At 70.3% G+C, this 17496-nt stretch carries 13 protein-coding genes and 3 pseudogenes; 11 read left to right on the forward strand and 5 right to left on the reverse strand.

Features of this window, described 5'->3' with window-relative positions:
* The coding region (locus ACFXKG_RS33495; RefSeq protein ID WP_384846999.1) for an SDR family NAD(P)-dependent oxidoreductase at positions 1–407 on the reverse strand (407 nt) is incomplete at its 3' end.
* Between the two features lie 341 nt (positions 408–748).
* Between ACFXKG_RS33495 and ACFXKG_RS33500 the strand changes: the two genes are divergently transcribed.
* Positions 749–1465, forward strand: a complete 717-nt coding sequence (locus tag ACFXKG_RS33500; protein WP_384847001.1) for a TetR/AcrR family transcriptional regulator — start codon at positions 749–751, stop codon at positions 1463–1465.
* Between the two features lie 211 nt (positions 1466–1676).
* On the opposite strand, the gene ACFXKG_RS33505 is transcribed toward ACFXKG_RS33500, so the two are convergent.
* Entirely contained in the window at positions 1677–2375 is a 699-nt protein-coding gene (locus ACFXKG_RS33505) for an alpha/beta fold hydrolase (RefSeq protein ID WP_384847126.1), read from the reverse strand.
* A gap of 159 nt (positions 2376–2534) precedes the next feature.
* Here ACFXKG_RS33505 and ACFXKG_RS33510 point away from each other — a divergent pair.
* Positions 2535–2649 (forward strand): annotated as a pseudogene (locus tag ACFXKG_RS33510) (glycerol-3-phosphate acyltransferase); the annotation flags it as partial.
* 110 nt (positions 2650–2759) lie between these two features.
* On the opposite strand, the gene ACFXKG_RS33515 reads toward ACFXKG_RS33510, so the two are convergent.
* The gene (locus ACFXKG_RS33515; RefSeq protein ID WP_384847003.1) at positions 2760–3917 is read right to left on the reverse strand and encodes a Dyp-type peroxidase; all 1158 of its coding nucleotides are present in this window, start codon (positions 3915–3917) and stop codon (positions 2760–2762) included.
* Positions 3918–4137: 220 nt separating this feature from the next.
* Here ACFXKG_RS33515 and ACFXKG_RS33520 point away from each other — a divergent pair, with 220 nt between their 5' ends.
* A complete protein-coding gene (locus tag ACFXKG_RS33520; RefSeq protein ID WP_384847128.1) occupies positions 4138–5349 on the forward strand; it encodes a right-handed parallel beta-helix repeat-containing protein in 1212 nt (403 codons plus the stop codon).
* A 7-nt stretch (positions 5350–5356) separates the two neighbouring features.
* On the opposite strand, the gene ACFXKG_RS33525 is transcribed toward ACFXKG_RS33520, so the two are convergent.
* Together ACFXKG_RS33525 and ACFXKG_RS33530 are read right to left on the reverse strand one after the other, a co-directional pair.
* Positions 5357–6061, reverse strand: coding sequence for a hypothetical protein (locus tag ACFXKG_RS33525; RefSeq protein ID WP_384847130.1), 705 nt, complete (start codon positions 6059–6061; stop codon positions 5357–5359).
* Between the two features lie 213 nt (positions 6062–6274).
* Entirely contained in the window at positions 6275–8698 is a 2424-nt protein-coding gene (locus tag ACFXKG_RS33530; RefSeq protein ID WP_384847005.1) for an SdrD B-like domain-containing protein, read from the reverse strand.
* A 551-nt stretch (positions 8699–9249) separates the two neighbouring features.
* On the opposite strand from ACFXKG_RS33530, the pseudogene ACFXKG_RS33535 reads away from it, so the two are divergent.
* The 8 genes and pseudogenes from ACFXKG_RS33535 to ACFXKG_RS33570 form a co-directional block, all read left to right on the forward strand.
* Positions 9250–9396, forward strand: a pseudogene (locus ACFXKG_RS33535) (IS5/IS1182 family transposase); the annotation flags it as partial.
* 32 nt (positions 9397–9428) lie between these two features.
* A pseudogene (locus ACFXKG_RS33540) lies at positions 9429–9527 on the forward strand (IS5/IS1182 family transposase); the annotation flags it as partial.
* A gap of 236 nt (positions 9528–9763) precedes the next feature.
* Complete coding sequence (locus ACFXKG_RS33545; RefSeq protein WP_384847007.1) at positions 9764–10801, forward strand: SMP-30/gluconolactonase/LRE family protein; 1038 nt, start codon at positions 9764–9766, stop codon at positions 10799–10801.
* 160 nt (positions 10802–10961) lie between these two features.
* On the forward strand, positions 10962–13313 hold the full coding sequence (locus ACFXKG_RS33550; RefSeq protein ID WP_384847009.1) for an MMPL family transporter: 2352 nt from the start codon (positions 10962–10964) through the stop codon (positions 13311–13313).
* Between the two features lie 253 nt (positions 13314–13566).
* Positions 13567–14244 (forward strand): HAD family hydrolase, encoded by a 678-nt coding sequence (locus ACFXKG_RS33555; protein WP_384847010.1) that lies wholly within the window; start codon positions 13567–13569, stop codon positions 14242–14244.
* On the forward strand, positions 14241–15884 hold the full coding sequence (locus ACFXKG_RS33560; protein WP_384847012.1) for an FAD-dependent monooxygenase: 1644 nt from the start codon (positions 14241–14243) through the stop codon (positions 15882–15884). The genes ACFXKG_RS33555 and ACFXKG_RS33560 overlap by 4 nt, the downstream gene beginning before the upstream one ends.
* A 52-nt stretch (positions 15885–15936) precedes the next feature.
* Complete coding sequence (locus ACFXKG_RS33565; protein ID WP_384847014.1) at positions 15937–17004, forward strand: ScbA/BarX family gamma-butyrolactone biosynthesis protein; 1068 nt, start codon at positions 15937–15939, stop codon at positions 17002–17004.
* Between the two features lie 170 nt (positions 17005–17174).
* Positions 17175–17417, forward strand: a complete 243-nt coding sequence (locus tag ACFXKG_RS33570) for a transposase (RefSeq protein WP_384847016.1) — start codon at positions 17175–17177, stop codon at positions 17415–17417.
* Positions 17418–17496: the final 79 nt, after the last annotated feature.

The raw sequence follows: 17496 nt of genomic DNA on the forward strand, positions 1-17496 counted from the left end.
ATGCTCGGCCAACGGGCACGTCCGGTTCGGCGGGCGGGGATGGGAAAACCGACACCCGAGAGGGTGCACGGCGTCCCGTCCCCGACCCAACTCCTGAAGAAGGGCACGGGCTCGGCCGGGCCCGGGAACCGATCCGGCCCTGGCGCCAGGAAGGCGTCGAGCACCGGGTCCTCGCCCGCCGCAGCGTGAGCGACCCGAACGAGATCGCCTACTACGTCATCTTCGCTGGTGGCGTCGTGGTGGAGGAACATGCCGCCGATCTGGGCGGCGGTCTTCGTGTCCTGTTCGTCGAGCAGGTCGGTGATCACTGTCTTGGCGCCCTCCCGGGCCATGCGGGCGGCCGTGGCCGCGCCGATCCCGCGGGCGCCGCCCGTCACGATCACTACCTTGTCCTGCAGGCCAGCCATAGTCGCACTCCTCCTCCTTTTTCGTAGCGCTTGGTCGGGTCCTTGGGCTTACGGCCCAGAGCTTCCTCGACGCCATGGGTCACACAGGCGGTGTTGTCGCGCAGGCTCCTCACGAAGTCGTCCACCACCTCCTCCGGCATGCCACCCTTCAGCAGGGACGCGCGGAACTGCTCCACAGGGAGCGGGGTGTAGGTAATCTCCCGCCCGCCGGCCGTGGACAACTAAAGGGGTGAACGCGCGAGAAGCACTGGCCAACGTCACCCACTAAACGGCATACGGAAACTATATGGTACGAAGTTTAGATACGACGAATGGAAAGTGTGAGGCTGTAGACTGCAGGCATGGCAGGTACTGGGACCACATCGCGGCGCGAGCGCCTGCGGATCGAGACGACAGCCGAGATCAAGGACACGGCGTTGCGGCTAATGGCGTCGGGCGGTCCCGGGGCGATCACTCTGCGGGCCATCGCCCGGGAGATGGGTATGACGCCCAACGCGATCTACGGCTACTTCGCCACCCGGGACGACCTGGTCACGGCCCTGATCGATGACGTCTACACCTCGCTCGCCGACACCGTCGAGGCGGCCGTCGCCCCTGTCCCGACGACGGATGCAGGCGGCCGTATCCAGGTGTGGGGCTACGCGTACCGGACCTGGGTGTTTGCCAACACCGAGGGTTTCCGTCTCGTCTACGGCGACGCCGTCCCCGGCTACGTCCCGCCGTCGGGCGGCGCCGCGCCCGAAGCCGAACTGCGGTTCTGCAAAAGCCTGACCGAGCTGGCCGCTGCGGCCTGGCCGCACGCCGAGCACCTCTACGCCGCCAGCGACTTCGAGTGGTCCGACTTCGACCCCGCCCTCCTGGACGAGGTCCGCCCCTACCTTCCCGGCCTCCCGCCGGCCGCGGTCGCCCTGGCCCTGCGCATCTGGGGCCACCTGCACGGCCTGGTGACGCTGGAGATCCACGGACACCTGCGCGGCGGGACGAAGAGCATGGACAAGCTCTTCAAGGAGGAACTCACCCAGCTCGTCCGGTCCTTGACCATCCCGACGCAGAACTGAGGACCCCGCCCGGCCTGCCGCCGGGTCCGGCGGTCCTCCGCCCTCCGCCTGGCAGCCGACACCACCGCCACGATGGCGACAGCGACGCCCGCCAGAGGGCATCCATCTGGGGAAGGGCGCGCCAGTGCTCGGGAGCTGTGCGGAAGCGGCAGGCAGGGGGGCGGGTCGGCCAGTGCCGACCCGCCCCCCTTTGTCGCCTCCGCCTGTCCTGTCAGTGAGCCGCTACGTACCTGTGGGACCAGCCGCGGATCGCCGAGAAGAGGATGGGAGCAGTGAACTGCTGGTTGATCGAGTGCCCGCTGTCGGGGATCACCACGGCCCGCAGGCGTGCGGACGGCGCGAACCGGGGAGCCTCCTGGGCCTGCAGGGCAGCAGAGCTGGAGCAGTCGGAACCGGTGCCGCCGCACACCACACGGTCGTACTCACCCACCGCGATCAGGACCGGGACCTTGATCTGCCGGTAAACGTCGGGCGTCTCGGGCGTCCCGGGTGCCTCGGACGTGGGAGGCGCGCTGCTCGGCGCCAGGGCGTCGGGCTGGGCTGCCGCCTCGTCCTGCGCGATGGTGGCCGGCGACATCGTCGCCCGGTAGTAGAACCACTTGGAGCGAGTACCGGGCTTGGTGGTGATGTACCCGTCGTCCAGTCCGAGGCGTGCGAAACGCGGGTCCTGGTTGGCGGGATGCATGTCCTTTTCCTGCGCGGCGAATTCCGCCTCGTTCTGCTTGGTCGCTACGCCCGTGAGCACGACGCCGTCAATGTCGTGGGGGCATGTGACAGCCACGTCGATGGCGACGCCCGAACCCAAGGAGTGGCCGACCAGGACGACTCGCTCGAAGCCCTGGCCCGCGAGCTGACCGGCACGCAGCTTCGTCCAGAAAGCGAGTCGGGAACGCGTCCCCGCATTCTGCACGCTCAAACGCAGTCCCGGCGGGAGTCGCACGAGCGGCGGCTCCGCTCCCCCTCTGTCCAAGACAGGGGTCTCCGTCCGTTACTAGCGGTAATTCCAGGGGCCGGTCACGTTGATGGCATCGGTGTCGATGCAGAACACGAGGCCATGGTGATCTCTGGCTTCCGCCCCTACACCAGCACCGATGTGATCGGCTGTGAGCTAGGGCGTGCCGTGAAGAACATGATCGCCCTTGCCGTCGGCAGCGCCTCGGGCATGGGGCTGGGTCACAACGCGGCCGGCGTCCGTCCGTCGCGCAGGAGGGCCCAGAAGACGTCGACGTGGCGACGGGTCAGGGCGAGCACTGCCCGCTTGTGCGGCCTGCCTTCAGCGCGGGGCGTGGCGTGATCAGCCGAACAGCTGGGAACCGAGCGGGCGTTGTCGGTCGAAGCCGGGGAGGATCAGGAATGTCGCGCTGGCGGTTGTGGTGGTGAATTCCAGTAGTGCGTCGGAGGTGTCCATGTGGGTGAGGGTGGCGGTGAAGGTCCGCAGGTCGTTCTGGAAGCTGATGAAGAGCAGGCCAGGGACGGGCTCGTCGGTGTTGTAGGAGCGGCGGAGCATGTGGCCGACGCCGACCACGGAGGGGTTCGACCTGCGTACGTGGGCGTCCACGGGGACGAGATAGCGTCCGTCCGGTGTCTTGGCGCCGAGTTGCGGGCCCGAGGCCACGGCGCCGCCGGAGAGAGGGACGCCGCTGCCCCGGCGTCGCCCGAAGACCGCCTCCTGCTCGGCCACGGTCAGGGCAGCGAACCGCGGCAGGTCGAGTTCCATGCGCCGCACCACGGCAAGGGTGCCGCCGGCGACCGCAGAGGGATCGGCCAGCCAAAGGTCGCGTCCCTGTTCAGCTTTCGTGTGCGGGCCCACGATGCCGTCGATGAAACCGAGCGAGTTCCGCGGCGCGGTAAAGCCGTTGCCGAGGGGGACGTTCGCACCGCGACGCGCGGACTGCCGCCAGCGTTCGTCGATACGGTCACCGGCCTGGTCCAGGAGTGCGGCGGCCACGACCGACAAGAGCACCGCGTCGCCGGCGCAGATCTGTATCAGCAGGTCACCGCCACGTGCCCGCGGGGCGATCCGCTCGCGGGAGAACCGCGGGAGGTCGGCCGCGCCGGGCAGCGAAGCACCGACCGTGCGCACCAGCCGAGGGCCCACGCCGACGGTCACGGTGAGGTCGCCCGGCTCCAGGCCCAGCAGCCGCGGGTCGGTCCCCGCGGTGAGTCTGCTGATGGCCCGGCCGAGTTCGGCCAGTAACGGGCCGGGAGCCACGTCGGCGCCGAGGTCGGCCACCACGGCCAGCAGGTTGCCCTGGGCCGGCTGGGGAAACGTGATGCCTGCCTGATGCCGGCCCGTCGGCGCAACCGGCGTCGGCGCGGACGCCGCGGCAGGGGCAGGCCGGCCTGCTTGGCCGGAGTCCGAGGTGCACCCGGCGGTCAGACCGGCGGCCACCATGGTGCCGGTGACATTCAGGAGCATGCGACGCGACGGGTGGTGCTCAGCTGGGTGCATGACGTGCAGAGTGCCACACGCACATCACGTCTGCCGGTCAATCCCCCCGACTTCGGCGCGGAGTTGGGCGCCGTGCCAGAATGAGACCATGCCTCGATCAGCTCGTCGCGTGTGTGCAGCGGTACTGGGCACGCTGATCCTTGTGGCCGGCTGCAGCGGCGGCGGCGATGACGGATCGAGCAGAGGCCGGCGACCGGCCGGTGCGGATGTGACGATTCGAGTGCCCGCCGACGCACCGACGATCTCAGCCGCGGTGTCGTTGGCCAAGCCCGGTGACCTGGTGCTGGTCGCCTCGGGCGTGTACCACGAATCGGTGAAGATCAAGACGGCTCGCATCACTCTGCGCGGCGCGTCCCGGGACAAGGTCGTCATCGACGGGCGGTTGCGGCAGCCGAACGGTGTCGTCGTCTCGGCGCCCGGGGTGGCCGTGGAGAACCTGACCGTGAAGAACAATACGCAGAACGGCATCCTGGTCACCGGTTCGGCGAAGGCGGCCGCCGGACTGACCGGGCAGTCCGGGGGCTACGACATCGGCGACGAACCCGTCACCCTCCTGAAGTCGTTCCTGGTCTCCCACGTGACCGCGACCCGCAACGGGCTGTACGGCATCTACGCGTTCTCCGCGCAGAACGGTGTCATCGAGCACTCGTACACGTCAGGCTCGGCCGACTCGGGGATCTACGTCGGACAGTGCAAGCCCTGTCGCATCGTGGTGCGGGACAACATCGCCGAACTCAACGCGGTCGGTTACGAAGGCACCAACGCCGGCGGAGACATGTACGTGGTGGGGAACCGCCTGGTCGGCAACCGGGTCGGCCTGACGACCAACTCCGACCACCAGGAGAAGCTGCTCCCGCAGCGGGACGCCGTCATCGCGGGCAATCTGATCGCCGCCAACCAGCAGACGGCCACCCCGGAGCAGGCCGACGGCGGATGGGGCATCGGCATCGGCATCGACGGCGGCAGCGACAACCAGCTCATCCACAACCGCGTCGCCGACAACAGCAACGCCGGACTGGTGATCACCGCGAACTCCGACATACCTCCGGTCGGCAACAAGATCGTGGACAACTCGTTCGCCGACAACGGCGTCGACGTCGGATGGACGTTTCCCACCGCCACGCGGGGACGGGGCAACTGCCTGCGCGGCAACGAGCTGCGCACCACGGTGCCCGCCCGGCTCGCGACTACCGCGCCCTGCCCCCAGGCGGCCAAGACCCCCTCACCAGCCGGCAGTTGGGAGATGCCGACAGCGCCCGGCGGCATCGCGTTCACCAAAGTCGCGGCACCTGGTCCACAGCCGCAGTTCCCCAAGGCCGCCACCACGGGCGCCACCGTCGTCCCGGCCGTTCCTGACCTGCCGGACACGGCAGTCATCCCGCTACCATCGGCGTCCCTGCTCACTGCGAACGCACGGGTGCGGGTGTCCTGAACAGCGGCTACGGCGTCGGCAGGACCCCGGGTACCGCCTTGACCGGAAGGTACTTCTGGGTGTCGAAGTCGATGACCACCGGCTGCGGCTCGGAAGCCAGGCTGATGCGGACCCGGTACATGGTGCCGTCCGAACCGACCCAGTAGCGCACTCTGCCCGCCGTACCGGTGCTCGCCGTACCGGGGCGGTCATGGGAGGACGCCGACGGCCCGGTCATGACGTCCACCCGGTGCCCGTCGACCCGGTCTCGTCCCCACCACGCGGCGCCGTTCTGCGGCAGCAGTTGGGCGTTGTCCGGCCGGTCTCTGCCGAGACCGAGCGCGATGGCCAGCGCACTGTCCAGCGAGCTTCCGGACGACTGCAGCGGACGGCTGTACCAGCCCGAGCGGGGCGGCGACGCGGGTGCGTGCGCCGGGGCATCCGCCATCGGGTGAACGTACACCGAGGTGGCCGTCCACTGGATCAGCCCGTCGCTGGATGTGTCACGCCCGGTGCCGTGCACCACGCCGTACCCGAGCTTCTTCTGGTAGTCGACGGAACCGGTGACGACCAGCCGTCCGGCGGTGCCCGGCACAGCGATCGTCAGCGCACGGCCCTGCGCCTCATAGTTACGGAACCGCATGATCGCCAGCCGGTCCGCCTCATCCGAAGTCAGTGCGCGCGGCCCGCTCGGGCCGGAACCGCCGTCGGCGACCAGGAACACGGCCACCATGACGGCCGCCAGGCCGATGACAACTGCCGCCCACCGTGGCCGCAGCCATCGGCGCCGGCCGGCCACCCGGCCTGGTGGAGCCTGCTGGATTCTCACGCTCCGCACGCGACTCGATGCTGACACTCTTCTGGTTCACCCTCTCCGTCACGGACAACGCCAAGGCCGGCCCTCGTGGACCGGCCGAGACGTGATCTGTTGTTCGTTCGTTCAGTGCTACAGGGTGGGACGCTTCCGACTCACAAACGCGATGACCAGGCCCGCACCCACCAGCAGACCGACGAGCGCGATCATCTGGGGCAGCCCGGACGTACCGGTGCTCGCCAGCGAACCACCCGAACCACCCGAACCATCCGAGCCACCACCGGCGGGGGCATGACCGGCAGGCGGCGTGGACGCCGGTGGCGTGGTCGGGCTCGGGGTCGGCGTCGGTGTCGGGGTGGGCGTCGGTGTCGGGGTCGGCGTTGCCTTCGGGATGTACACCCCGGCGTCGATCGTGTGATCGACCTCGCCCGCCTCGTCCGGCGCCGTGACCGGTGCGGAGCCGGCACACAACCGGCCGGTGGCCGGCGGGGTCACATTGGAGTCATGCGCACGGTTGTCACCGGCCCGCGGGAGCGTGAAACGCAGCTCGCCCGCCGAGGGCTGCTCGGGCACCTTGCTGGTGTCCGCGGTGCACACGTCGAACTGCACCGTGTACTTCGCACCCGGTGTGAGCTGGTACTCGGCGCCGACACCACCGAAGTAGTACTCGCCGGCGGCATTGGTCCTGGTCGTGGCGACCTGCTTGCCGTCCGCGTCCAGCAGGTTGATCGTCGCCCCCGGCAGCAGCACTTCCGCCGGGTCCTGGATCCCGTTGTGGTCGCCGTCGAACCACACGAGGTTGCCGATCTGGATCGGCGCGTTCGCCGCCGCGAACTCGATGTCACCGAGCCCACCGGCCTTGCCGAACCCGTTCTGATCCCGGCTGACGAACTGATACGCGTTGGCGTTCGGAGCGTTTCCTGGGCCCTGACCGGTCGCGATGTCGTAGTAGCCGGTCCCGGCGGATGAGACGTTGACGGTCGGGTCGAACTCCGTGCTGACGACCCACTGCTGTTGCGGCATGTAGGCCACCGACCCCAGGGCGGTCTCCAGGTGCGCGGTGGTGTAGAAGTCGCCCGGGAAGTACTCGACGACACCATCGGCCTGGCTGCCACCGGTGGCGGGGGTGGCGTGGTTGGGACAGCTTCCGGTGCCTTCCCACTCGTATCCACCGGTGGGACTGGCGCAAGCCATGTTGATGTCACCACCGGACATGCCCACTTGCGGCGAATTGTTCAGCGGACGAGGGTCCAGTCCGCCCGAGCTGAGAACGTCCATGAACCGGTCACGGAAACCCAGAATCATCGAACCGTCCCGGGCGAAGGCGAGGGAGGCGAGCTCCGGCTGCGGATCGATGAAGGCGCCGCCCAGGTTCCGTTCGTCCCACGTGGCCAGGCTGGTGTTCCACGGGTTCCAGTGGGTGGCCTGGGTGACGCCGGCGTGAGGGCTGAACACGGCGCCGCGATTGTAGGTGAGCGGTTGGGTCAGCACCGTGGTGAACCGCTCGCCGTCGTAGGTGTAGACGACAGCCTTCAGGTCCGCGCGCCGCTGCGTGCTCTCCGCGCTGCACACACCGCCTACGTACAGCGTGTTGTCGTGGGTGGTGAGGCTGAACGGCCGCCAGTCGCTGCGACTCGCGCACCCCGGGTCCGGAATCGGCACCGTCGCCTCGGGCGCCGAGGCGGCGGCCCCACTCGCGTCGAAGCTCACCAGGCTGCGGGTCAGCAGGTTCACCGCGTACAGCGTGGAGCCGTCCTCCGACAGGGCCAGGCCACCGAGGCTCTCCTTGCCCGGTGCGTCGGTGAAGCCGGCGTCCTTGTTCATGTTGGTGAGGTCGTGCGGCGTCACCGCAGCGGACGGCACCCGCGCGAACAGCTCCGGAGCGCCCCCGCCGTTGGCCGGCACCGTATAGATCGCGCCACTGCCCTGCGGCCCGTACTCGGCGTACCTGCGGGCGAACGCGCCCTGGAACACCCGGCCCCGGTACTTGTCGTACGCCAGCCCGAACGTCGTGCCCACCTGGTCCTGCGTGGCCAGCGTGTCCGGGCACGACACATCGGTGGGACACGTACCTCGGGTCTTCGTCCCGAACGCCACCAATGCCCGGGTGTCGGTTCCGCCGGCGCCGTTCTGGACCGCCACGAAATACCGTGAGTCCGGCACAGCGTAGTCGGCCGGATTCCACACCCCCGTCACCACCGAGGCGTTCTTTCCGTCCGACACATCCACGAAGGACGTGAAGCTGTCGAAGTTGTTCTCCGCCGTCGACGCGGGCGCCGCCTGCAGATAATCGCTGTACGGTGCCGGGACGCTGACGTCGACGCGGTACCGGCCGCCGCTCAGCACGGTCGACTGCGACACCACGACCTTTCCGGTGGCGTCCGTGACGCCGGTGACATGGCGCCCGGCGGGGTCGGAGATCTCCACCTTCATGCCCCGCTGCGGAACGTCCATCGTCTTGTTGATCACGCCGGTGCCGAAGAAGTCGCGCAGCACCTCAACGGTCAGGGTGCCGTCGGAGGTCGAAGCGGCGGCGGGTACAGCCGCTGTTCCCACGCCGACACCTGCCAGCAGAAGCACGGATAACCCTATCCGCGCCAGCGGCCCCACAGGCCGCCAGGCCAACCGGCCCGAGTCTCTACCGACTCGGTTCATGGCATCACACTCCACATTTCTCTTGTCATGAAAACGAAGCACCCGCTTTTCGCCGCACGTCCACTTCATGGCCCCGCACACGGACACCCACCACGAACACCAAGGAAAGAAAAAAGAGCCCACTGCCGTTGCAGTGGACCGCTTTGTGGCGATCGCTTGAGGATGTTGTGAACGAACCGTAAGTGTCGCAGGCCAGGAAAAGCGAACGCACATTCAGGGCCTCGGGCGGGACGGCCCTGGATTGTGTGTTTCTGCAGCTCAAGCACAGTGCCCCGCCCCCACCACCGACCCTGCCGACCGCTATCGCGAGCAGCGCGCGACATTCTATCCACTGGATTCCCGTCGTTACCGCAAACCCCGGATATCCATCGGGCCACGAAAGTCCTGAGCTCCCGAAGAATGGAGACCGGAAGAACGTGCGACAGCGAGGTGCTGACCGGATCCGTTTCCACGCGGCCGCCGAAGTCCCCGCCACCACGACCGGCCGGGATCCGGCCGAGCGGGTGCCGGGCCGCAGGCGCGGGCCGACCGTGGACGTCCTGGGCCTGGTTATCGCGGTCGTCATCCTCGCCGCGAATACGCACGAAAACAGCGCGGGCAGGCTCGGCCGGCGGGGCTTGGTCCAAGGCCCCACCTCGGGCACTCGCTCGCGCTGCGGCCCCGCAAGCGGTTCCGCGAGGACACCGTGCTGATCGCGGACAGCACCCTGGCACCCACCCGCGACCACAGCGCACTCTTCGGCCTCTCCCGCTCCCGCCCAGGACGGTGTTCCCCATGCACAGCACCGTTTCAGCGGTTCTTCAGCGCGTGTTGAGAGCCTCTTCCACGCAGCCTGGCTCGGTGGTTTCGCCCGTCGGCGCCGGGCGGCTGCCCGGCCCTTCTGCCGTGCCCTATGCCGGCCGGCCGATCACCCGCCCTCGGGTCTTGCCACCGCGGGGTCGTCACCACCGCCTGAAGGAGCACACCTTGGACGCGCCAGTTCCGGCCTCCCGCCGTACTCTGCTCGGACTCGCCGCCGCGGGTGCCGTGGGTGGCACACTCGCCGCCACCCCCCTGCCGGCGTTCGCGGTGTCCCGGTCCGCAGGCGGCCCGCTGCCGCGCACCCTCTCCGTCACCGCCCCGGGCGTGTACCCGGAGGGCGTCGCCTGGGATCCGCGGAGGAAGGCGTTCCTCGTCGGGTCGAGCGCGCAGGGCACGATCTCGGTGGTCAGGGCGGACGGTTCGGTGACTCTGCTGGTCGCCCCGTTCGCCCAGGTCTCGGTGCTCGGCATCACGGTGGACGCCGCCCGTAACCGGGTGGTGGCCGCCTACACCGACCACTTCTTCCGGCTGCTCGGCATGGTGGACCCCTCGCGACCCCCGGTGTCCGGGGTCGGTGTCTTCGACCTGGCCACCGGTGCCGTACAGCACCTCGTCGACCTGTCCGCCGGTCAGCCGGAGCCGCGCGCCAACGACGTCACCGTCGACGAGGACGGCACCATCTACGTCACCGACACCGGGGTCGACACGGTCAGCGTGGTGAGCCGCGACGGCCAGGTGATCCAGGTGATCCAGGACGACCGCTTCGTCACCTCCGACACGGGGCCGAACGGGATCGTCCACCACCCCGCGGGCTTCCTCCTCATGGGCAAGTACGACGGCGGCCGGCTCTTCCGCATCGACCGTCCCCGGTCGGCGCGGCCGGTGGTCGGCGAAGTCCGCCTCGACCGTGCGCCGCTCTCCCTCGACGGCCTCGCGCTGCGCCCGGACGGCTCGCTGGTCGCCGCGGTGAACGACCTGTCGCTGTCCGGTGGACGCGCGGGCAGGGACGCCGTCGTGGTGCTGCGCTCCACCGACAAGTGGCGTACCGCGCGCACGGTGGAGGACCGGTCCTGGCCGACCGAGGACCCCACGACCATCGCGGTGACCCCGTACGGCGACTACGTGGTCAGCGGCGGTCTCCGGGAGATCCTTACCGGCGTCCCCTCCACCACGCCGGGCCAGTTCCACCTGCGTCGCCGCTGACGGCGCGCCGGCGCCCCGACCGGAGTCCGCGTGCACGGCTCTGCACGCGTTGCTCCGTACACACGGCTCCGTATCCACGGCACATACGGCCCTGCCCGCGGCGTTCGCCGCGTACGGCTCCGTACCCACCTCACCAGCTCAGACCTCCCGGGAGCCCCCCATGTCACCCGTTGCCCATGACGCCCCGCCGCCCGAAACGGCCCCGCCCCGCGGCCTGTTCACCGCCCTTGCCCGGCTGACCGGGTCCCGGGCCCGGCTGCTGCTCGTCCTCACCGTGATCCTCCTGGCCGGGGCCGTCGTCCTGGGCGGCGGGGTGGCCGACCGGCTGCGCAGCGGCGGCAGCGGCGGCGTCGTCGACCCCGCCTCCGAGTCCTCGCACGCCGCGGACATCCTGGAGCGGGAGTTCCCCGGCGCCCGCCCCAACCTCGTCCTGCTGGCCCGGGCCGGCAGCGGGGTCGACGACGCCGGCACCGCACGTCAGGGAAGGGAGCTCGCCGCCCGCCTCGCCGACGAGAAGGGCATCACCGGGGTCACCTCCTACTGGGACACCGGGGCACCGGCGCTGCGCTCCGAGGACGGCCATGAGGCCTTGGTGGTGGCCCGGCTCACCGGGGACGAACTGGAGGCCGAGCGCACGCTGGAGGAGCGGATCACCGGGCACTTCGACGGACGGCAGGGCGACCTCACCGTCCGGATCGGTGGCAGCGTCGCCGTCCAGCACGAGCAGCAGACCCTCATCAGCGAGGACCTGCTGCGCGCCGAGGCCATCGCGCTGCCGATCACGCTGATCATCCTCATGATCGTGTTCGGCAGCGCCGTCGCCGCCCTGCTCCCGCTGAGTATCGGCATCATCGCGATCCTCGGCACCAACGCGGTGCTGCGCGTCCTGACGTCCTTCACGGACGTCTCCGTCTTCGCCACCAACCTCACCACCGCACTGGGCCTCGGCCTCGCCATCGACTACGCGCTGCTGATCGTGCGCCGTTACCGGGAGGAACTCGCGAACGGCCGGGACATGCCCGGCGCGCTCACTGTCACCCTCAACACCGCAGGGCGGACCGTGCTGTTCTCGGCCGCCACGGTCGCCGTCTCGCTCGCCGCGATGCTGGTCTTCCCGCTGTACTTCCTGCGCTCCCTCGCGTACGCGGGGATCAGCGTGGTGGTCCTGGCGGCCGTGGCGGCCCTGGTCGTCCTGCCCGCGCTGCTCGCCGTCCTGGGCCGCCGGATCGACGCGCTGGACGTCCGCAAGCTGTTCCGGCGCCGCTCCCGCGAGCAGCGGCGGCCCACCGAGGCCGGGGCGGGCTGGGCCCGGCTGGCGCGGTGGGTGATGCGGCGCGCGCCCCTGGTGGCCACCGGCACCCTCGCAGGCCTGCTGCTCCTCGGCGCGCCCTTCCTGAACGTCGACTTCGGCACCGCCGACCACCGGCAGCTCCCCGTGTCGGCCGAGCCCCGGGTGGTGCAGCAGCACATCAAGGACGGTTTCCAGGGCAACCCCACCGGAGTGATCGAGGTCGTCACCGAGCAGGCGTCCCCCGCTGAACTCGGAGGCTACGCGGAGGAGCTGTCCCGTCTTCCCGGAGTGCTGCGGGTGGACGCCCCGACGGGTCGCTACACCGAGGGCAAGGCCGCCGGGCCCGCGCAGTCCGGCCGCACCTCCGGCGCCGTCTCGTACCTCACGGTGGTGCCCGCCGCGGAGGCGGTCTCCGACCAGGGCAAGGACCTGGTACGGGACGTACGGGCGGTGGACGCGGCGTTCCCCACGTACACCTCCGGTACGACCGCGGCCATGATCGACAGCCAGGCTGCCGTCGGCCGAGGCCTGCCGTGGGCCCTCGGCATCATCGTGCTCGCCACGCTGGTGCTGGTGTTCCTGCTCACCGGCAGTGTGCTGGTGCCGGTCCAGGCGGTGCTGCTCAACGCGCTCAGCCTGACCGCGATGCTGGGGGCCGTGGTGTGGGTCTTCCAGAACGGGAACCTGTCGGGGCTGCTGGGCTTCACCCCGACCGGGAGCATCGAGACGGCGCTGCCTGTGCTGATGTTCTGCCTCGCCTTCGGGCTCTCCATGGACTACGGGGTCTTCCTGCTCTCCCGGATCAAGGAGGAACACGAGCGCGTGCTCGACCACAAGGCCGCCGTGGTGGAGGGCATCCGCAGCACCGGGGGCGTCATCACCGCCGCCGCGCTTGTCCTCTCCGTCGTCATGGTGGCCATCGGCACGTCCCGGATCACCAACACGAAGATGCTCGGACTGGGGGTCGCCCTGGCGATCCTCATGGACGCGATGGTGATCCGCACCCTGCTCGTGCCCGCGGTGCTGACGCTCACCGGCCGGGCGACCTGGTGGGCACCCGGGCCGCTGCGCCGACTGCACGCGCGGTTCGGCATCAGCGAGGGCGGCTCGGAACACCCTGCGCCCGTGGTGGACGCGACCGGCGGGCCGGACGCGGCAGCGGCGAGGCGGGAGGAACCCGCGCCCGCGATCGGCGCGGTGGGCGGGAAGCCGGCCGACTGACGACTGCGGCGATGCGGGAGGCCCCCAACAGGCCCTCCCGCACTCGCTCCGGCGGGGTGCACTCGTCCTGGCGGGGCGCAGCGGCTTTGGCACGGCGCAAGTCCTCGTCGTTAGCGTCCGGAGCACCACGTCAGGCGGACGCCGGAGCAACCCGGAGCACCTCTGGGCAAGGGGGGGTTCGATGACAGCCACTCAACCGTTCGGGCCACGGTCGCGGTCGCTACGCCGCGTCGTGTTGGGAGAAGGGAACGACATGGCCTTCGACACGATCGTCGTCGACTACGGGGGCGTGCTGACGAACCCGCTCGTGGAGACCTTCGTCGCTTTCGCCGAACTGGCCGGGATCGACGCGGGCGACCTCGCCCAGGCGCTCCTGGCATCGACGGAACGCCACGGGGAGATGCCGATGGCGGCACTGGAGACCGGCGCGATCACGGAGCGCCGGATGGTGGACCGGATCCTGGCCGAACTCCCCGAGGACGCGGGCCGCGTCCTGGCGGACGGGCGGAGCTTCGGCGAGCTGTGGTTCCGCGGCCGGCGCCCCAACGAGCCGTTCCTGGAGTTCCTGCGCGGCCGGCGCGGCGACGGGTACCGGCTCGCCCTGCTCACCAACAACGTCCGCGAGTGGGAACCGCTGTGGCGCGCCCAGTTCCCCGTCGACGAGCTCTTCGATGTCGTCGTGGACTCACACCGGGAAGGCGTACGCAAGCCCGACCCGGCCATCTACCGGATCCTGCTCGAACGGCTCGGCACCACCCCGCAGCGCTGCCTGTTCGTCGACGACACGGAGGAGAACTGCGTGGCCGCGGCGGAACTCGGCATCCGCTCGGTGCGGTTCGCCGACACCGACAGCGCCGTCCGCGAGATCTCCGCGTTGCTCGACCGCCCTCCGGCCATGGCCGCCGAGGCCGCGAGAGGTGAGCTGAATTGACCGTTCCGGTTCTGGTCGTCGGCGCCGGGCCCACCGGGCTCACCGCCGCCGCCGTGTTGCGGGACCTCGGCGTGCCCTGCCGCGTCGTCGACCGGCGCCCGGGTCCCGGCATCGCCCCCAAGGGGCTGGTGCTGTGGAGCGGCGCCCTGGAGTGCCTGCACCGCCTCGGCGTCGCCGAGAAGATCGCCGAGACGGCGCTGCCGCTGACCGGGGCGTCGTACTGGTCGAACGGCCGGCGCCTCGCCGGGGCGCGCTTCGGCGGGCTGACGGGTACCGCCTTCCCCGGCCCCCTCTGCGTACCGCAGCCGGTGACCGAGCGGGCGCTGCACGCCCGGCTGACGGAGCTGGGCGGCACCGTCGAGTGGGAGACCGAGGTCACGGCGGTCACCGTGAACCGTGGCGGCCCCGCGGAGTCGGCCACGGTGACGCTGTGCTCGGCCCGTGGCGAGGAGACTCTCACGGTGTCCTGGCTGATCGCCGCCGACGGCGCCCGCAGCCTGGTGCGCGACAGCGTCGGCATCCCCTTCGAGGGTCACACCTTCGACCGTATGTTCCTGATCGGGGACGGCCGGCTGGAGGGGGTGCCCGCCGAGGCCGAGGTGCAGCACCATGTCGCACCGGACGGCGTACTGGTCATCGTCCCCCAGCCCGACGGCCACCGCGTCTTCTTCGACATGGAGCCGGACGGGCAGACCGAACCGCCCTCCGAGGAGTTGCTGCAGCGGCTCCTCGACGAACGCGGTCCGGGCGGGCTGCGCCTGCACGGCACCTGGTGGGCCAGCCGCTTCCTGGTGCATGCCAAGGTCGCCCCGCGGTTCCGGGAGGGCCCGGTGCTGCTGGCGGGCGACGCGGTGCACGCCCACACCACCGCCGGCGGCCAGGGACTCAACACGGGTGTCCAGGACGGCTACGACGTGGGCTGGAAACTCGCGAGCGTCGTACGTGGCACTGATCCGGCGCTGCTCGACAGCTTCGAGGCGGAACGCCGCCCGGCGTCCGTCAGGGCGGTCGCGAACGGTGATCAGCAGACCCGGATGTGGCTGCTGCGCAATCCGGCGGCGCGGCTCCTGCGGAACACGGTGCTGCGACTGCTGTCCGCCACCGGCCTGCTGGAGAAGAAGGTGATTCCCCTGCTCGCCCAGCTCGACCTGGACCACTCCGGGAGCCCGGCGGTGGCCGATCCCGACGGTGCCCCGTCCGTACCGCGCGCACTGCGGCTCGGCCGACGCGCCCCCGACCTGGCGCTCGCCCCGGTGCACGGCACTGAAGCGGAGTCGCTCCACGCCCACCTGTCGGCCGGCCGGCACACCGTGCTGGTCCACGGCGACCTGGCCGCCGGGGAACTCGCCGCGCGAGCCGCGGCGATCGTGGGTGAGCGGGGTGCCGGGGACGTCGTGCGGGTGCTGTGGATCCAGCCTGCCGACACCGCTCCCACCGATCTCCCGCAGGACGGCACCGGGTTCGCCGTGGCGCGGGAGACGGGCGCCGGGCTGGGCGGAGCCGGTACCCCGTGGTGCGCGTACCTGCGGCCCGACGGGGTCGTCGCGGCCCGCTCGGGCCTGGGCGACCTCGACGCGCTCCTCTCCCGGCTCCCGTCCCGGCCGCCTCGCATCACCCCGGTACCGACCGTAGGGCCTTGACGAGGTTCAGCACACCGCTCGTGCTATCTCCCTGGAAGGATCGACCCCGACCATGACCATCCCCATGTCCGCGTCCCCGTCCCTTTCCGCGCATGCGTCCACGCCGATCCCCATGGCCGTACCCACCTCCACCCCCGCGTCCGGGACGGCCCCCGTGCCACCCGGGAACGACCATGTGGAGCTGAGCTACGACGCGACCGTTCCACGCTCCCTGGTCCACAGAGCCTCGATAGCCGAGGTTTTCGTCACCGACTCGACCGAGACGGGCGAGGGCACCTTCGTCGTCGCCGCACAGCTCCCGCGCGCCCATATGATCGGGGAGAGCTTCCCGCTGTACGACTTCAGCCTGATGGTCGAAGTGGTGCGTCAGGCCGGGGTCCTGATCGCCCACCGCCACCTGGAAGTGCAACTGGGCTCCGCGTTCATCTTCCGGAACCTGACGCTCCGTACCACCGCCTTCGAATCACTGCGCATCGGCTCGCGGCCCGCCAACGCGCGGATCGACGTGAGCGTGCGGACCCGGCGCAACAAGGCCGGCCGCCTGCAGGGGTTCAGCTTCATCGGGGACATCGAGGTCGACGGACGGCCCGCGATGCAAGGAGAGGGCGGGCTGCTGATCCTGTCCAAGGCCGCCTACCAAGCCATGCGCAGCAGACGGCTGTCGCCCGACCGCCCCGGCTTCCTGCTGCCGCGGTTCACGGCGGCCGAGCCCTCCCATGTGGGACGGCGAGACTCCCGGAACGTGTTCGTCACCGAGCCCGTCGCCGACGCGGGACGGTTCGGCTGCCAGTTGGTGGTGGACACCAGCCACCCGCACGTCTTCGACCATCCGCTGGACCATGTGCCGGGCCATCTGCAGATGGAGGCCGCGCGTCAGCTGGCCGTCGCCGCCGTCGCCCGGCTGCACGCCCTGGACCCCTACAGCCTGTCGGTCGCCTCCCTCACCTCCGACTTCGCCGACTACGCGGAGCTCGACCGCATCACCAGGTTGCGAGCGACCGTCGACGGATTCCGCTGGGACGAAGACCTGTGCACCTTCACCACTCCCGTCGTGGTGGAGGCCGTGCAGGAGGACACCATCACCACGGCCATGCGGCTCGAGGTGGCACAGTGGGTCTGAATCACTCGGACGCTGGAAACGCGGGTGAGTGTCAGGGGCTGTTCCGGCCTGCGGTGATGCTGTCCGGCCGGTGTCTCGGGGGCGGGTAGACCGATCAGTACGAGTGAGCCGAGGATCGTCCCGTTGCCCCGTGACCGTGACGGGATCTTGATCGTTCGTGATCACGTTCTGTGGGACGCGGGGATCTGACCAACGACCAGTGGGCCCGGCTTGAGCCGTTGCTGCCGCAGGGCATCAAGCCGGGCCGTCCGCCGGTGTGGACGCGGCGGCAGCTTGTGGACGGCATACGGTGGCGGCCCCGGACAGGCGCCCCGTGGCGGGGCGAGGCCACGTCACCGATGTCCCGGAACAGACCGTCACGCTACAGCCCATCAGACAAACGCCGCACGACGACAAGGAAGCGCCTTGGGTGAAGACTTCATCCTGCAAGGACCGCTCGGCCTCGCCTGGGTGAAGGAGTTCACAGAGCGCCGACGTGTGGAGCGGATTCCC

The sequence above is a fragment of the Streptomyces sp. NPDC059255 genome, from assembly GCF_042752355.1.
In the GTDB taxonomy this organism is placed as follows: Bacteria; Actinomycetota; Actinomycetes; order Streptomycetales; family Streptomycetaceae; genus Streptomyces.